Raw genomic sequence first — 16,513 nt, 5'->3', positions numbered from 1 at the left:
GATAGCATCCCGTGGGGCCGGGTCGCAACAGCAATTTGCGAGTGCGTGGCCTTGAGCGAGCGCTGCCGGTCGCGGTCATGCAGGCAGCCATCGGTCAGGATGCGCTACACTCCCGCCTCTGGCGCAAGCCTCACCGGTTTTGGCCACCCCATTTTTTAGTTTTCACGGAAATCGAGATGTTCGAGGCTGTCCGCACCAACCCACGCGTCGCACAGGTCATTCTGGCCCTTCTTATCGTTCCCTTCGCCTTCTTCGGCCTGGATTCGTACTTTACGGACGGACCGGGCGGGGGCGAGGTTGCAACCGTCGGTGGCACGCCGATCATGGCGGTGGAGTTCGACCAGGCGCTGCGCGAGCAGCAGGATCGCCTGCGCAATTCCTCCGACGGTCCGGTGGATCGCACTCTGCTTGAGTCCGAGGCACTGCGTCGCGCGGTGATCGAGAACCTGGTCAATCGCCGGGTGCTTGCACTTTATGCGGCAGAAAACCGCTTGGTAGTGACGCCCGCCCAGTTGCAGCAGACCATCTCCGAAGTGCCTTCGTTTCAGCAGGACGGCCGCTTCTCGCTCGAGCGTTACGAGGCGCTGCTGCGTGCCCAGGGGATGACGCCTGCGATGTTCGAAGCACGTCTCGCTCAGGACGTCCGGGTTCAGCAACTGGCTCTGCCGGTGGGTGAGGGCTCGTTCGCCGCGGTCGCGTCGGCCTCGCGCTTTCTCTCGGCGCAGCTTGAAGAGCGCGAAGTCAGCGAGCTGAAGTTCCCGGTCAGCCGCTTCGCGGGCGAAGTGAAGCTGACCGATGAAGCGGTGCAGAAATACTACGATGCCAACGGCGCGAGTTTCGAGCGCCCGGCCCGGGTGAAGGTCGAGTACGTGGTTTTCGATGAAGCCGCACTGCAGCAGCAGGTCAGCGTGAGCGACGAAGAGATCAAGGCCTTTTATGAAGAGAACCGCAGTCGCTTCGGTCAGCCTGAAGAGCGTCAGGCACGTCACATCCTGATCCAGGTTGCGGCCGATGCGGACGAAGAGACGGTCAAGAAGGCGCGTGCTCAGGCTGACGATATCCGGGCCCGCCTGAAGAAGGACCCGAGCCAGTTCGAAGCGCTGGCGGAGGAGTTTTCGCAGGATCCGGGCTCGTCATCGCGTGGCGGCGACCTGGGTTACTTCGGCCGCGGGATGATGGTGCAGGCGTTCGAGGATGCAGCCTTCTCCCAGGCCAAGGGTGAGATCGGTGAAGTGGTTCGCTCCGACTTCGGCTTCCACATCATCCAGGTCAGCAACATTCGTGCTGAGAGCACCCGTCCGCTCGAGGCCGTGCGTGAAGAACTGCGTGCCGAGCTGAGCAAGCAGGCGGCAGGACGTCGCTTCGCGGAGCTGGCCGAGCAGTTTTCCAACACCGTCTACGAGCAGGCTGACAGCCTCAAGCCCGTCGCCGACCTGCTCAAACTGCCGATTCAGAAGAGCGACTGGGTGCCCCGTGACGCCGAAGCCCTCGGCACCCATCGCAACGCACAGCTGATCGAGGCCGTGTTTTCGGATGACGCGGTCAAGCATCGCCGCAATACGCAGGCGATCGAAGTGGGTGGCAATACCCTGATCTCCGCCCGTGTCACGGACTACGAGGCCGCTCAGCGCCCGCCGCTGGCAGAGGTGAAGTCTGCGATCGAGAAGCAGCTGATCACCGAAGAGGCGGGCCGTCTGGCTGCCGAGGCCGGTGCGGCCGCACTGGCGGCGCTGCAGAAGGGCGAGTCGGTCGACGGCGCGTGGCTTGCCACGCGCAAGCTGCAGCGCGGCGCACCTGCGCTGCCGGGCAATGCAATGCAGGCGGTGTTCTCGGCCTCGAGCGTGAAGCTGCCGGCCTACGCGGGTGTCGCCCAGTTTGGTGAGGGTTACTCGATCTATCGTATTGAGTCGATCAACCGCCCGACGCTTGCAGCCGACGATCCGCGGGTTGCGGCCGTCGTGAGTCAGTATTCACGCGTACTTGCCGAGCGTGACTTCGCTGGTCTGGTTGCCGAGCTTCGCCGGCGCTACGAGGTTTCAATCAATCTGCCCGCTGTGCAGACGAATTAACGGGCGCGCCGCTACCCGCACTTAGGGGTAACGGGTCTTGAGTATCGGCGGCACGGTTTGTTGCCCGTCGAGAAAAGCGTCCCGCCAGGGGGCTGAGCGCTTAGCGGCGCTTGGCCCCTTTTCGTTTCGGAGCCAGGCGAGCTTGATGCGGCGGATGTCCACTGTCAGCTGACGGGATGAACGAGGACGGGCGCTGAGCGTGCGCCATCGGCGATACCGAGTATCGGCATGACGGGATGCGGCGTCCCGGCGCGCATAAAAAAGCCCGGCGCATCTGCGACCGGGCTTTCTTGCGACTGCAGCGAGCACATGTCCGGGCTTTGGCACCGGACCTGTTTCGGTGTTACATCGGGTCCGCGTTGCCGAGGGCAGTGGTGTTGAATCCGGCGTCCACATACATGATCTCGCCGGTCATGCCGCTTGCCAGATCGGAGCACAGGAAGGCGGCGGCGTTGCCCACTTCCTCAATGGTCACATTGCGGCGCAGCGGAGCATTGTGTTCGTTGAACGACAACAGCTTGCCGAAGCTGCCGATGCCGGATGCGGCAAGGGTCTTGATCGGGCCGGCCGAAATGCCGTTCACGCGTGTGCCCTCAGGTCCGAGACAGACCGCCATGTAGCGCACGGAGGCTTCCAGGCTGGCTTTTGCGAGGCCCATGATGTTGTAGTTCGGCATGGTGCGAACCGCGCCCAGGTAGGACAGCGTGAGCAGGGCGCCGTTGCGCCCCTTCATCAGCGGACGCGCAGCCTTGGCCAGCGCGGGGAAGCTGTAGGCGCTGACTTCCTGCGACAGGCGGAAGCCTTCGCGGGTGAATCCGTCCAGGAAATCACCTTCGAGCGCATCGCTCGGCGCAAAGGCGATCGAGTGCACCAGGCCGTCGAGTCCGTCCCACTGCGCACCCAGCTGCACGAACAGATCATTGATCTGTTCGTCGTCCTGAACATCACAGGGAAACAGCATCGTGCTGTCGAAATCTGCGGCGAGTTTGGCGACACGGTCCTGAAAACGGTCATTCACGTAGGTGAACGCGAGTTGTGCGCCTTCGCGATGCATGGCCTTGGCAATACCGTAAGCAATCGAACGGTTGCTCAGCAGCCCGGTGATGAGGATCCGTTTACCGGCGAGAAAGCCCATGGAATCAAAACTCCGAATGACAGAACGCGAGATTATAGCGAAAACAGCCACTGCGGAAGGGAGATGGGCGCCTCAAGGACAAGAACGGCTACAAGTGAGTTGCCGCCTGCGGCCGAAAACCTGCCAGAATCGTGGCTGTAACCCCCCCATTCACCGGGCTGTGCGCCCCATATATCGTGATCGTTCGTCCTCGTCCCCACTGGCTTCACCTGTTGTTCGTTCGCCACGGCTCCATCATTTACCGTATTTTTCCGCAGCTGCTGTTCACCACCGGCCTTGCAGGCGTGGTCGTGCTGGCACACGGGCAGCTGTTCCACTGGAAGGTGACGCTGACCTCCAGCCCGTTTTCGCTGATGGGCGTCGCACTCGCAATCTTTCTCGGTTTTCGCATCAACGCCAGCTACGACCGTTACTGGGAAGCACGCAAGCTGTGGGGGCGGCTGCTGATCGAATCACGCAACCTGACCCGGCAGGCGCTGACGCTCACCACCGCGGGTGAGGGTGTGCGAGAGTTTGCGCAGACGCAGATTGCGTTCGTGCGGACGCTGCGAAACCAGTTGCGCGGTCTCCCGCTGGCGCAAGGTCTCGACGGGCTGATTCCTCCGGAGCGGATCGAGCGACTGGCTGCAGCGCGGTTCGCGCCCAGCCTTGTGCTCTTGTGGCTGGCGGAATGGGTGCGTGATCGGCGGGAGCGCGGCGAGATCGAACCGATCCTTGCGCAACGCATGGAAACGCCCCTGGGCGGTTTCTCCGATGTGCTCGGCGGCTGTGAGCGGATTGCAAGCACGCCCCTGCCGTTTACCTACTCGGTCATCCTTCACCGTACGGTGTACCTTTACTGCATGATGCTGCCCTTCGGGCTCGTCGACAGCATCGGGCTGATGACGCCGGTGGTCGTGGCCTTCGTGTCCTACACCTTTTTTGCGCTTGAAGCGCTCAGTGACGAAATTGAGGAGCCTTTCGGAAACATGCCCAACGACCTCGCGCTTGACGCGATGACTGCCGGCATCGAAGCCAGTTTGCGCGAGATGCTGGGCGAGGTCCCTGCATCTGCGATGTTGCCCGATGCGCGCTACGTTCTGAGTTGATGGCACGAGACCGGCATACGTGATTTCAGGATCGATCATCCCATTGGCGCAGGCCTGCATCCGGAGGCGGTCCCGTAGCCTTGCAGCACTGCTGTGCGTGCTTGCGGCAGGCTGCGGCCCCGTGCTGAACGACCCTTACCCGGCGGCCGAACGCGGCCAGAACATCCTGTACACGGCGTTCACCCAGCAGCCGAAGCACTTCGATCCGGTGCAGTCCTACAGTGAGGACGAAGCAACCTTCCTCTATCAGATCATCGAGCCCCCGCTGCAGTATCACTTCCTGAAACGTCCCTATGTGCTGGAGCCCGCCGTGGCGGAGGCGGTGCCGGGCGTGCGGTTCTACGATGCGGGTGGCCGCGAACTGAAGAGCGATGCAGATCCCGCCAAGGTGGCGAAGAGTGTGGTCGAGATCCGCATCCGTCCGGGCATCATGTATCAGCCCCATCCGGCTTTCGCACGTGACGACGCCGGTGCCCCCCGCTACATGGGGCTGGACGATGCGGCGCTGCGTGGCGTGCGTACGCTGTCCGATTTTTCCGAGACCGGGACGCGCGAGCTGGAGGCGGGCGACTTCGTTCATCAGTTGAAGCGGCTGGCAGACCCCCATCTTCATTCGCCGATTTTCGAGCTGATCGCAGAGTATCTGCCTGGCCTCAAGACCCTTCAGGCGGAACTGGTCGAGGCCGGGAAAACGTCCAAGGGCTGGATCGACGTCGGGGATTTCGAGCTTGCCGGGGTTGAGGTGGTCGATCGCTACACCTACCGGATCAGTCTGAAGGGCGTCTACCCACAGTTCCTGTACTGGCTGAGCATGCCATTCTTCGGGCCTGTTCCGCCCGAAGTGGATCGCTTCTTCGGGCAGCCCGGCATGGCCGAGCGCAATCTGTCGCTCGATCGCTGGCCGGTGGGTACAGGGCCCTACATGCTGGTGGAAAACAACCCGAATTCCCGCATGGTGCTCGCCCGCAATCCCAACTTCAGGCTCGATCGCTATCCTTGCGAAGGTGAGGCTGGCGATGCCGAGGCGGGTTTGCTGGCCGATTGCGGCAAGCCGCTGCCTTTTGTCGACAAGGTCGTGTTCTCGCGCGAACGCGAAGGCATTCCGTACTGGAACAAGTTTCTGCAGGGCTATTACGACGCTTCTGGCGTGTCCTCGGACAACTTCGACCAGGCGGTGACAATGACCAGCCAGGGTGAAGTGAACCTGTCCGAGGACATGGAGCAGAAGGGTATCAGGCTGCTGACCTCGGTATCGCCCGCGGTCTTCTACCTGGGATTCAATCTCCTTGATCCGCTTGTCGGTGGTGGCAAGGATGCTTCGCCGGCTGCGCGCGAGCGCGCCCGCAAGCTGAGGCAGGCCATCTCGATCGCGCTCGACATGGAAGAGTTCGTATCCATCTTTCTCAACGGGCGCGGTGTGCCTGCGATGCATCCGATTCCGCCTGGCGTGTTCGGCGCGCGCGAGGACGAAGCCGGTATCAACCCGGTGGTCTACACCTGGCAAGACGGCGCGCCGGTGCGCCGCAGCCGTGACGAAGCGAAACGCCTGCTCGTGGAGGCGGGGTGGCCGGACGGTCGCAGTGCGGAGACCGGCGAGCCGCTGATCATCCATCTCGACACGACCCCGGGCGGGCTTGGTGACAAGGCGCGCTCGGACTGGCTGGCCAAGCAGTTCCGCGAACTTGGTGTGCAGTTCATCGTGCGCCCCACCGATTACAATCGTTTCCAGGACAAGGTGCGTCAGGGCAATGCGCAGTTGTTCTTCTTTGGCTGGAACGCCGATTACCCCGACCCCGAGAACCTGCTGTTCCTGCTTTACGGCCCCCAGGGCAAGGTCAGCTATCAGGGGCAGAACGGATCGAACTACCTCAACCCCGAGTACGACCGCCTGTTTGACCGCATGAAGGTGATGCCGGACGGGCCTGCGCGGCAGGCCGTCATCGACCGCATGGTCGCGATCCTGCAGCACGATGCGCCGTGGCTGTTCGGTTTTCACCCCAAGTCCTATTCGCTGCAGCATGGCTGGGTGTACAACCGCAAGCCGGGTTCGATCGTCCGCAACACGCTCAAGTACCAGCGAGTGGACGTGGCCGCCCGCGAACAGGCGCGTGCGCAGTGGAACCGGCCTGTGCGCTGGCCGCTCGCCGTGGTCGGGCTGCTGCTGGCGCTGATCATCCTGCCCGCGCTGCTGCACTGGCGGCGGCATGAACGGGCCACTGCGGTGGATGTACCTGTGAAGCGGGGGGCGCGCTGATGCTGGGCTACGTGCTGCGCCGATTGCTGTATGCGATCCCGATCCTGATCGGGGTGAATCTGATCACCTTCCTGCTTTTCTTCGTGGTGAACTCGCCAGACGACATGGCGCGAATGCAGATTGGCGTCAAGCGTGCGACCCCGGAGGCGATCGAGCGCTGGAAGGTTGATCGCGGCTACGACAAGCCGATGTTCATCAACGAGACGAAGACCGGGACGGCCCGTATTACCGAAACCCTGTTCTTCGACAAGTCGCTGCGCATGTTCGCACTCGATTTCGGGCGCGCGGACGACGGGCGGGATATCGCCACCGAAATTCTGGACCGGATGGGGCCTTCGCTTGCCATTGCGCTGCCGACCTTCCTGCTGAGCCTGTTTGCATCGATCACCTTCGCCCTGCTGCTGGTCTTCTTTCGCGCGAGCTACCTCGACTTCTGGGGCGTGGTGCTGTGCGTGGCAATGATGTCGGTCTCGAGCCTGTTCTACATCATCGGAGGTCAGTGGCTTGTGTCCAAGCTGTGGGCGCTGGTGCCAATTTCGGGCTATGCAGGCGGGCTGGACGCCTTCCGCTTCCTGGTGCTGCCGGTTCTCATCAGCGTGATCGCCGGTCTGGGGTCAAGTGCGCGCTGGTACCGGACCATCTTCCTCGAGGAGATCTCGCGGGACTACGTGCGCACCGCCCGCGCCAAGGGCTTGTCCGAGCTCAGGGTGCTGTTCGGCCATGTCCTGCGCAACGCCCTGATCCCGGTGCTCACCGGCGTTGTCGTGGTCATCCCGCTGCTGTTCATGGGCAGTCTGCTGGTCGAGTCCTTTTTCGCCATCCCCGGCCTCGGCAGCTACACCATCGATGCGATCAACGCGCAGGACTTTGCGGTCGTGCGCGCGATGGTGTTCATCGGGTCGGTGCTCTACATCATCGGCCTGATCCTGACTGACCTTTCATACACGCTGGTCGATCCGCGTGTAAGGCTGGAGTAGCCATGGATTTTCAGCCCGTCCTGTTGTGGACCGATCTCCTGCTCTTTGTGCTGGTGGCTGGCGCGCTGTTGATGACCCTGCATGTCCGCCGCCACGAACCGCTGCGCGCGGCCTGGCGCAAGGTCGGGCAGCGTCCGGCGGGAATGGCATCGATGACCGTTTTGATGGCGTTCGTCGTGATCGGATTGCTCGACAGCATGCACTTCCGTGCGGCCTTGCCGCCGGTCGAGGGCCAGCCGGACGCCGCAACAATCTACTCATCCGAAGTGCTGAGCGTGCTGGACCACGCATTGGCGCCCCTGCGGCTGCGCACCGAGAAAACCTACTCGGCCCCTTTCGCCGACCGCCTCTACCAGCGTGAAACGGTTGAGCTCGCCGGCGGCGGGCAGACCCGGATCTACCCGCGCCTGGAGCACGGTGGCAGCCACCTTCCCGAAGGGGCTTCGATTGCCGCTGACCTGGCGCAGCACCTTGTGACCATCCTGAGTCATGCCGGCATCGCGATGCTTGCAATGCTGACGGTGCTCACCCTCGTCGTGGGGCGGGGACGCCAGGGGCGTTATGGGGACGCGCTGCGAGCCATACTTTGCGGGCACACGACGCTTGCGTGGCGCGCTGCGCTGGTTACCACAGCATTGATTTCGCTGCTGGTGGCTGCGGCCTATGTGCTTGCGCCGCTCTATCACGTGATCGGGACCGACAAGGTGGGACAGGACGTGCTCTACCTGTCGCTCAAGAGCGTGCGCACCGCGCTCGTCATCGGTACCATCACCACGCTGGTCATGCTGCCATTCGCGGTTGCGCTCGGGATTGCAGCCGGGTATCTGGGCGGCTGGGTCGATGATGCCATTCAGTATCTGTACACGGTTCTGAATGCGATCCCGGGGGTCCTGCTGATCGCGGCGGCGGTGCTGATGATGCAGGTGGTGATCGACACGCACCCCGACTGGTTCGAAACCGCGGCCGAACGCTCGGACGCGCGCTTGCTGGCCTTGTGTTTCATTCTCGGCATTACGAGCTGGACCGGCTTGTGCAGACTGTTGCGCGGCGAGACCCTGAAACTGCGTGAGCTGGAGTACGTTCAGGCCGCACGTGCGTTCGGCGCCAGCACCGCGACCATCCTGCGGCGTCACATCCTGCCCAATGTCATGCATATCGTGATGATTGCGCTGGTCATGGATTTCTCGGGACTGGTGCTCGCGGAAGCGGTGTTGTCCTATGTCGGAATTGGCGTGGACCCGACAACGATCAGTTTCGGCACCATGATCAACATGGCGCGGGCCGAACTCGCCCGCGAGCCGATGGTCTGGTGGTCTCTCGCTGCCGCGTTCGCCTTCATGTTCGTGCTGGTGCTTGCGGCCAACCTGTTCGCGGACGTGGTTCGCGATGCCTTCGATCCACGGCGCTGACCCTCACGCTGTCTGAGGTCTGATGCGGTGGATTGACTGGGGCTTTCCGCGCGCTGCCCGTTTCTTGCTTCCACGGCACATGGCTCAGCCCAGGCGGGCATCGAACTCATCAACGGATTAAGGTTCTATCCCTTATCGAAAACGAAGCAACGCCCACGAACCTGCGGGTCGCGCGGGCCTGCTTGACGCAAGAGCGCTCAGGTTCAGGCCATGCTTCAACAACAGGACATCATTTTGGACGCTCCAATGCCCAGCCCCATGAAAGACCTCCAGTTCGACAATCGCTTCGTTCGCGAACTTCCTGCCGACCCTGAGACCGGAAGCCGGCTGCGGCAGGTGCAGGGGGCGTGTTACTCGCGAGTCGATCCAACCCCTGTCAGCCAGCCACGGCTGCTTGCATGGTCGCCCGAAGTTGCTGCGCTTCTCGGCTGGGACGCAAGCGATGTGGCGGACCCAATGTTCGCCGAGGTCTTCGGTGGCAACCGCCTGCTGACGGGCATGGAGCCTTACGCGGCCTGCTACGGCGGACACCAGTTCGGCAACTGGGCGGGCCAGCTCGGTGACGGCCGTGCCATCACGCTTGGCGAGACAATCAACGGCAAGGGGCAGCGCTGGGAGCTGCAGCTCAAGGGCGCCGGGCCGACGCCCTATTCGCGCCGGGCGGATGGTCGAGCGGTGCTGCGCTCATCCATTCGCGAATTTCTGTGCAGCGAAGCGATGCATCATCTGGGTGTGCCGACGACCCGCGCGCTGTCACTGGTCGGCACGGGCGAAGCGGTGGTGCGCGACATGTTCTACAACGGCAACCCGAGGCAGGAGCCGGGCGCCGTGGTGTGCAGGGTGGCGCCATCCTTCATTCGGTTCGGCAACTTCGAGATCTTTTCCGCACGCGGCGAGGTCGATCTGCTCGGGCACCTGATCGACTTCACCATCGACCGTGACTTTCCCGAACTCGAAGGCGATGGCGCGCTGCGCCGCGTACGCTGGTTCGAGGAAGTGTGCCGTCGCACGGCGCTGATGGTGGCGCACTGGACGCGTGTCGGATTCGTTCACGGGGTGATGAACACCGACAACATGTCGATTCTTGGCCTCACGATTGACTACGGGCCCTACGGCTGGATCGACAACTTCGACCCCGACTGGACGCCGAACACCACGGACGAAGGCATGCGCCGCTATCGCTTTGGTCACCAGCCCAAGATCGCGCACTGGAACCTGTGGCAACTCGCCAACGCGCTGTATCCGGCAATGCGCGATGCGGCGGCGCTGGAAAGGGCGCTCGCGCTGTTTGGCGACGTCTATGAGGTGGAGAACAGCAGAATGAGCGCCGCCAAGCTGGGGCTGGATGAATGGCGCGACGGCGATGCTGCCTTGCTCGAGTCCCTGCACCGCCTGATGTTCGAGGGCGAGATGGACATGAGCCTGTTCTATCGCACACTCGCCAACGTCGATACGCGGGCGCCGGATGCCGACCTTTTTGGCGATGTTTTTTACGACGAAAGTCGCCGCACCGAATCGCGACCGACGTTTGAAGCCTGGCTGGCGGAATACGCCGCACGGGTGGAGCAGGGGGGCGAGCCGGCCGAGGCCAGGCGCGCGCGGATGAATGCCGTCAATCCGCTCTATGTGCCGCGCAACTATCTGGCGCAGCAGGCGATCGATGCGGCGGAGCAGGGCGATCTGTCGCGTGTGAACGAGCTGCTGGACACCTTCCGGCGTCCCTACGAAGTGCAGCCTGGGCGGGAGCACTTCGCTGCCCGGCGTCCCGAGTGGGCACGTAACCGTGCAGGGTGCTCCATGCTGTCCTGCAGTTCCTGAACCCTGCGGTGGGCGCGAGCAGGGTGATTGCCTGCCGCGCCGGTCTGATCAGCCTTTCGCCCGCATCAGGCGCTGCTTTTCGCGTTCCCAGTCGCGCTTCTTGTCGTCCTCGCGCTTGTCGAACTGCTTCTTGCCCTTCGCCAGGCCGATTTCCGCCTTCACCCGGCCCTTGTTGTAGTGCAGGTCGAGCGGAACGAGGGTGAAGCCGGCGCGCTCGACCTTGCCGATCAGTTTGGCAAGCTCGTGGCCATGCAGCAGCAGCTTGCGGGTGCGGACTGGATCGGCGTGAATGTGGGTGGATGCGCTCGTCAGCGGGGTGATGTGCATGCCGAGGATGAAGAGTTCCTCGCCCCGCATGATGATGTAGGCTTCCTTGATGTTCGCGCGGCCGGCCCGGATGGCCTTGACTTCCCAGCCCTCGAGGACGAGCCCGGCCTCGTACTTCTCTTCAATGAAGTAGTCATGGTAGGCCTTGCGATTGTCGATGATGCTCATGGGCGGATATGTTCGTCCGGAATGACGGACCGAGCCTTTGCGGTAGAATCGCGCATTTTAGCAGTTCGGCGACTGGATCGCCCGATACCCGATGGCCGACGTCAAGAAACTGGTTCTGATCGAATTCACGCCCGCCCAGATGTTTGAACTGGTGGATCGTTGCGAAGACTATCCGCAGTTCCTGCCCTGGTGTGGAGGCACGGAAGTGCATCAGCGTACCGAGAAAGTCACCGGTGCGACGATTCATATCAACTATCACGGCATCAAGGCGCATTTCAGCACTGAAAACGAAAAGCATCCGCCAACCGAGATGATCATCCGGCTGACCGATGGCCCGTTCAATCACCTCGACGGCAACTGGCGCTTCACCGCGCTGGGCGAGACCGCATGCAAGGTGGAGTTCAACCTCCACTACGAGTTCTCGAGCAAGCTGCTGGAAAAGGTGCTGGGGCCGGTGTTCAACCACATCGCCAACACTTTCGTCGATTCTTTCGTCAAACGTGCAGCGCAGGTCTACGCGAAGGGATAAACATGGCCGCGACCATCAATGTCGAAGTTACCTACGCCTTGCCGCAGCGGCAGGAGCTTGTCAGTGTGCGTCTGCAGGAAGGTGCCTGTGTCCGCGATGCGGTTGAGGCGTCGGGCTTGTTGCAGAAATACCCGGAGATCGATATCAACGGCGCGAACAAACTGGGCATCTACGCCAAGCTTGCCAAGCCGGATGCGGTGCTTCGCGATCGCGACCGCGTCGAAATCTATCGTCCGCTGATCGCCGATCCAAAGGCCGTGCGCAAGAAGCGCGCGGACGAGGGCAAGGTCATGAAGAAGGGTGGCGGCCCGGCGGAAGAGTCCTGAGCGCCGGTTCCGGCGCGCACCGGGGCCTTACTTGCAGGATTCGTCGATCTGTTTCTGAATACGCTCGGTCTCGCTGCCGCGTTCGGCATCGGTGAGCATCACGCGTTCGCCCGCACTGTTGAAGCGTGCGATTCTTTGCCCGGACTTGAGCGCAGCGAGCTGGTTGCGCATGTCTTCGCACACCCGCTGGCGCTCGGCGGACTCGGACTGCTCTTTTTCGGCCTTGGCCTGGGCTTCGGCTTCTGCCGCCCGGCGCTGCCGAAACTCGAGTTCCTTCTCGGCCAGGGTCTTGGGTTTTGCTGCCGGCTCGCCCGATGTGGTGGTCGTGGCAGGGCGCGGCGCGGCTTCGCGCAGGGTTTTCACTTCGCCTGTCGGCGGGGGAACGTCTGAGAAATTGACCTTTCCGTCCTTGTCTTTCCAACTGAAAATTTCGGCTGAAACCGGCAGCGCGGTCAGAAGTGCGATCAAAACAAGGGCGGGACGCATCATCAGGCAGATCTCCGGGTTGCTGCACCGCTTACACGGCGCGAGAGGCCTCTGTATAATACGGATTTGGTCGAAAGGATAAAAGCCATGCGAGTGATCCAGAAGGCGCTGACGTTTGATGACGTCCTTCTCGTTCCCGCCCACTCGACGGTTCTCCCGCGCGATGTCGGCTTGCAGAGTCAGGTTACCCGTAACATCCGCCTGAATATTCCGCTGGTATCCGCTGCAATGGATACCGTTACCGAGTCCCGTCTGGCCATTGCACTGGCTCAGGATGGCGGGATTGGTGTGGTGCACAAGAACTTTACCCCGCAGCAACAGGCTGCCGAGGTGCATAAGGTCAAACGCCATGAGTCCGGCGTGCTCAAGGACCCGATTACCGTTCCGCCGACGATGCGGGTCGGCGAAGTCGTGGCCCTGACCCGTCAGCACAAGTTTTCGGGTCTGCCCGTCATCGACGGCAAGAAGGTGGTCGGTATCGTGACCAACCGCGACCTCCGGTTCGAGAGCAATCTCGAGCAACCGGTGTCCGCCATCATGACCCCGCAGGACCGCCTGGTGACGGTGAAAGAGGGCGCGAGCCTCGATGAGGCGCGTGAGCTGCTGCGCAAGCACCGTCTCGAGCGCGTGCTGGTGCTCAACGACGACGGCGAGTTGTGCGGGCTGATCACGGTCAAGGACATGATGAAGTCCACCGAGCATCCGCTTGCAGCAAAGGACGAACTCGGTCGTTTGCGCGTAGCGGCTGCCATCGGCGTCGGCGCAGGCACCGAAGAACGTGCTGAGCTGCTGGCTGAAGCAGGCGTGGACATGATCGTGGTCGATACGGCCCATGGTCACGCTCAGGGCGTGATCGACCGGGTGCGCTGGGTCAAGAAGAATTTCCCGCAGGTCGAGGTCGTTGGCGGCAACATCGCGACCGGTGACGCTGCACGAGCGCTGGTCGATGCCGGCGCCGACGGCGTGAAGGTCGGCATTGGCCCGGGTTCGATCTGCACCACGCGTATCGTTGCCGGTGTCGGTGTGCCGCAGATCACGGCCATCGACAACGTCGCCCGTGCGCTGCTTGGCAGTGGTGTGCCGATGATTGCCGACGGCGGCATCCGTTATTCGGGTGACATCGCCAAGGCGATCGCAGCCGGTGCCAACGTGGTGATGCTTGGCGGTCTGTTTGCCGGTACCGAAGAGGCGCCCGGTGAAACGGTCCTGTTCCAGGGCCGTTCGTACAAGTCCTATCGTGGCATGGGTTCGCTCGGTGCGATGGAAAAGGGCGCTGCAGACCGGTACTTCCAGGACAGTTCGGCCAACATCGACAAGCTCGTGCCCGAAGGCATCGAGGGACGCGTTCCGTACAAGGGTTCGGTCGGCGCCGTGATCCACCAGCTGGTCGGTGGCTTGCGTGCTTCGATGGGTTACCTCGGTTGTGAGAACATTCCCGCCATGCACGATCGTGCCCAGTTCGTCGAGATTACTTCGGCGGGCGTACGCGAGTCGCATGTGCACGATGTTCAGATTACCCAGGAAGCACCCAACTACCACGTCGGCTAAGTGCGTTTCTGAACCGGAACAGGCGGCCTCGGGCCGCCTTTCTTCATTTTGAGGCAGTCATGTCCCACCAGAAAATCCTCATTCTTGATTTCGGCTCCCAGGTTTCCCAGCTGATCGCGCGCCGTGTGCGTGAGCAGCAGGTCTATTGCGAGCTTCATCCCTACGATGTTAGCGACGAGTTCGTGCGCGAGTTCGGCGCTGACGGCATCATCCTTTCGGGCGGGCCGAACTCGGTGTACGAGGCGGCAGACTGGCGTGCGCCGCAGGCCGTGTTCGAGGCAGGTGTACCCGTGCTGGGTATCTGCTACGGCATGCAGACCATGGCGTCGCAGCTTGGCGGAAAGGTCGAGAGTTCCACGACGCGCGAGTTCGGCTATGCCGAGATGCGCGCGCAGGGGCACTCCAAGCTGTTCACAGATCTTCAGGATCGCAGCAATGAAGCTGGTCACGGCCTGCTTGATGTGTGGATGAGTCACGGCGACAAGGTCACCGGTTTGCCGCCCGGGTTCAAGATCATTGGCAGTAACGAATCCACGCCGATCGCCGCGATGGCAGACGAAGATCGGGGTTTCTACGGCGTGCAGTTCCATCCCGAGGTTACCCACACGATCAAGGGCAAGGAAATCATCGGCCGTTTCGTTCATGAGATCTGTGGCTGCGGTCATGACTGGAACATGCCTGACTATATCGCTGAAGCCGTGGAGCGTATTCGGGAGCAGGTCGGTGACGAGGAAGTCATTCTGGGCCTTTCCGGTGGTGTTGATTCTTCTGTCGCCGCGGCGCTCATTCACCGCGCCATCGGTGATCAGCTGACCTGCGTGTTCGTCGATCATGGTCTGCTTCGTCTGAACGAAGGCAAGATGGTGATGGAGATGTTTGCCGGACGCCTGCATGCGAAGGTGATCCACGTCGATGCGTCTGAGCAGTTCCTTGGTCACCTCAAGGGCGTCACCGACCCGGAGCAGAAGCGCAAGATCATCGGCCGCGAGTTCGTTGAGGTTTTTCAGGCCGAAGCGAAGAAGCTGCCCAAGGCCAAGTGGCTGGCGCAGGGTACGATCTATCCGGATGTGATCGAATCCGGCGGTGCCAAGAACAAGAAGGCGCACACGATCAAGAGCCACCACAACGTTGGTGGCCTGCCCGAGACACTCGGCCTGAAGCTGCTCGAGCCATTGCGCGAACTGTTCAAGGATGAGGTCCGCGAACTCGGCGTTGCGCTGGGATTGCCGCATGACATGGTGTATCGCCATCCTTTCCCCGGTCCGGGTCTGGGAGTGCGGATTCTCGGCGAGGTGAAGTCCGAGTTCGCCGATCTGCTGCGCCGTGCCGATGCGATCTTCATCGACGAACTGCGTGCCTCGGATTGGTACGACAAGACCAGCCAGGCGTTTGCGGTGTTCCTGCCGGTAAAGAGCGTCGGCGTGATGGGCGACGGCCGCACCTACGAGTACGTGGTGGCGCTGCGTGCGGTGCAGACGCAGGACTTCATGACCGCGCACTGGGCGGAACTGCCGCACAGCCTGCTCGGCAAGGTCAGCAACCGGATCATCAACGAAGTGCGGGGCATCAACCGGGTTGTGTATGACATCTCCGGCAAGCCGCCTGCGACGATCGAGTGGGAATGATTCGACGTCTGTGACTGCTTCCTGGCAGCACGAAAGGCAAACGAAGCCCGCGTAACTGCGGGCTTTTTCTTTGCTGGCATGAGTGGGTACTTCATGTCGCGAGGTTTGCGGCGCCTGGTTTGTTGCCGAGCCCTGATCCGCCATGCTGCCGCGCTTCTGTTCGGTAGCGGACATACGGGCGAGTGACAGCGCCTTACGCTCTCCCAAGTAAAGCAGGAAGCCGCTGACGATCTGCCCTTCGTCGCGCTGAACGCAGGCGGGCAGCGCGACCTTGGCAAGCAGGCGGGCGTGCGCGCATGAGTTGAATCGCCTGACGATCTCTGGCTCGTGATGAATCTGGAGGCGGACGACTTGCGAGTGGCCGCGGGCTGCAAGGAGTCGAATCCGTGTTTTGGACCGCACTGTTTGCGGTGGCCGCAGGATCAATGCAAGGAGACACATCATGGCAAAACGTGAAGAGTATCTGGCGCTGATGGAAAAGCAGTTGAACGAATGGAAAGCCAAGACGGAGCCATTCAAGGCCAGCGCAGAGCAGTGGGAAGCGCAGATGAAGGCTCAGTACGAAAAGAATCTGGAAGCATTGCAGGCCAAACGGGACGAAGCGTGGGAGCGCCTGTCCACGCTGAAGAGTGCGTCAGATGATGCCTGGGATCAGGTCAAGGCCAACATGGATAAAGCCTGGGAAGACCTCAAGGAAAGCACTGAAAAGCTGACCAATCTGCACAAGAAATGATCTGCGTGCGGCGTGATCCGG

Annotated in this window: 14 protein-coding genes; 11 read left to right on the top strand and 3 right to left on the bottom strand. The window is 62.1% G+C overall.

What is annotated here, in order from left to right; all coding sequences use genetic code 11:
• Positions 1–176 precede the first annotated feature (176 nt).
• On the top strand, positions 177–2,069 hold the full coding sequence (locus tag AC22G6_RS08915; protein ID WP_487366479.1) for a SurA N-terminal domain-containing protein: 1,893 nt from the start codon (positions 177–179) through the stop codon (positions 2,067–2,069).
• A gap of 343 nt (positions 2,070–2,412) precedes the next feature.
• On the opposite strand, the gene fabI is transcribed toward AC22G6_RS08915, so the two are convergent.
• Positions 2,413–3,204 carry an enoyl-ACP reductase FabI gene (gene fabI / locus AC22G6_RS08910; RefSeq protein WP_108948384.1) on the bottom strand — a complete coding sequence of 264 codons (792 nt, stop codon included), beginning with the start codon at positions 3,202–3,204 and terminating at the stop codon, positions 2,413–2,415.
• A 131-nt stretch (positions 3,205–3,335) separates the two neighbouring features.
• On the opposite strand from fabI, the gene AC22G6_RS08905 reads away from it, so the two are divergent.
• From AC22G6_RS08905 to AC22G6_RS08885, 5 genes are all read left to right on the top strand, one after another.
• The gene (locus tag AC22G6_RS08905) at positions 3,336–4,292 is read left to right on the top strand and encodes a bestrophin family protein (RefSeq protein ID WP_487366478.1); all 957 of its coding nucleotides are present in this window, start codon (positions 3,336–3,338) and stop codon (positions 4,290–4,292) included.
• Between the two features lie 121 nt (positions 4,293–4,413).
• On the top strand, positions 4,414–6,546 hold the full coding sequence (locus tag AC22G6_RS08900; RefSeq protein ID WP_487366477.1) for an ABC transporter substrate-binding protein: 2,133 nt from the start codon (positions 4,414–4,416) through the stop codon (positions 6,544–6,546).
• Positions 6,546–7,523, top strand: a complete 978-nt coding sequence (locus AC22G6_RS08895; RefSeq protein ID WP_108975140.1) for an ABC transporter permease — start codon at positions 6,546–6,548, stop codon at positions 7,521–7,523. Before AC22G6_RS08900 ends, AC22G6_RS08895 begins: the two co-directional genes overlap by 1 nt.
• A gap of 2 nt (positions 7,524–7,525) precedes the next feature.
• A complete protein-coding gene (locus AC22G6_RS08890) occupies positions 7,526–8,932 on the top strand; it encodes an ABC transporter permease (protein ID WP_487366476.1) in 1,407 nt (468 codons plus the stop codon).
• 258 nt (positions 8,933–9,190) lie between these two features.
• Positions 9,191–10,750 carry a protein adenylyltransferase SelO gene (locus AC22G6_RS08885; protein WP_487366517.1) on the top strand — a complete coding sequence of 520 codons (1,560 nt, stop codon included), beginning with the start codon at positions 9,191–9,193 and terminating at the stop codon, positions 10,748–10,750.
• Between the two features lie 48 nt (positions 10,751–10,798).
• On the opposite strand, the gene smpB is transcribed toward AC22G6_RS08885, so the two are convergent.
• Entirely contained in the window at positions 10,799–11,245 is a 447-nt protein-coding gene (gene smpB, locus AC22G6_RS08880; RefSeq protein ID WP_108948379.1) for an SsrA-binding protein SmpB, read from the bottom strand.
• Positions 11,246–11,336: 91 nt separating this feature from the next.
• Between smpB and AC22G6_RS08875 the strand changes: the two genes are divergently transcribed.
• Positions 11,337–11,774: a type II toxin-antitoxin system RatA family toxin gene (locus tag AC22G6_RS08875; protein WP_108948378.1), complete on the top strand. Its 438-nt coding sequence runs from the start codon at positions 11,337–11,339 to the stop codon at positions 11,772–11,774.
• 2 nt (positions 11,775–11,776) lie between these two features.
• Positions 11,777–12,100 (top strand): RnfH family protein, encoded by a 324-nt coding sequence (locus AC22G6_RS08870; RefSeq protein ID WP_108948377.1) that lies wholly within the window; start codon positions 11,777–11,779, stop codon positions 12,098–12,100.
• A gap of 27 nt (positions 12,101–12,127) precedes the next feature.
• On the opposite strand, the gene AC22G6_RS08865 is transcribed toward AC22G6_RS08870, so the two are convergent.
• Positions 12,128–12,589, bottom strand: coding sequence for a DUF4124 domain-containing protein (locus AC22G6_RS08865; RefSeq protein ID WP_108948376.1), 462 nt, complete (start codon positions 12,587–12,589; stop codon positions 12,128–12,130).
• An 84-nt stretch (positions 12,590–12,673) separates the two neighbouring features.
• Here AC22G6_RS08865 and guaB point away from each other — a divergent pair, with 84 nt between their 5' ends.
• The 3 genes from guaB to AC22G6_RS08850 all read left to right on the top strand — a co-directional run bounded on the left by guaB (position 12,674) and on the right by AC22G6_RS08850 (position 16,492).
• Positions 12,674–14,134, top strand: a complete 1,461-nt coding sequence (guaB, locus tag AC22G6_RS08860) for an IMP dehydrogenase (RefSeq protein ID WP_108948375.1) — start codon at positions 12,674–12,676, stop codon at positions 14,132–14,134.
• 59 nt (positions 14,135–14,193) lie between these two features.
• Entirely contained in the window at positions 14,194–15,759 is a 1,566-nt protein-coding gene (gene guaA, locus AC22G6_RS08855) for a glutamine-hydrolyzing GMP synthase (protein WP_108975126.1), read from the top strand.
• Positions 15,760–16,201: 442 nt separating this feature from the next.
• A complete protein-coding gene (locus tag AC22G6_RS08850) occupies positions 16,202–16,492 on the top strand; it encodes a sll1863 family stress response protein (RefSeq protein WP_108975122.1) in 291 nt (96 codons plus the stop codon).
• Positions 16,493–16,513 lie beyond the last annotated feature (21 nt).

This window comes from Parazoarcus sp. PS-13 R2A (genome assembly GCF_057621855.1).
This window is presented reverse-complemented; position numbering and strand designations above follow the sequence as displayed.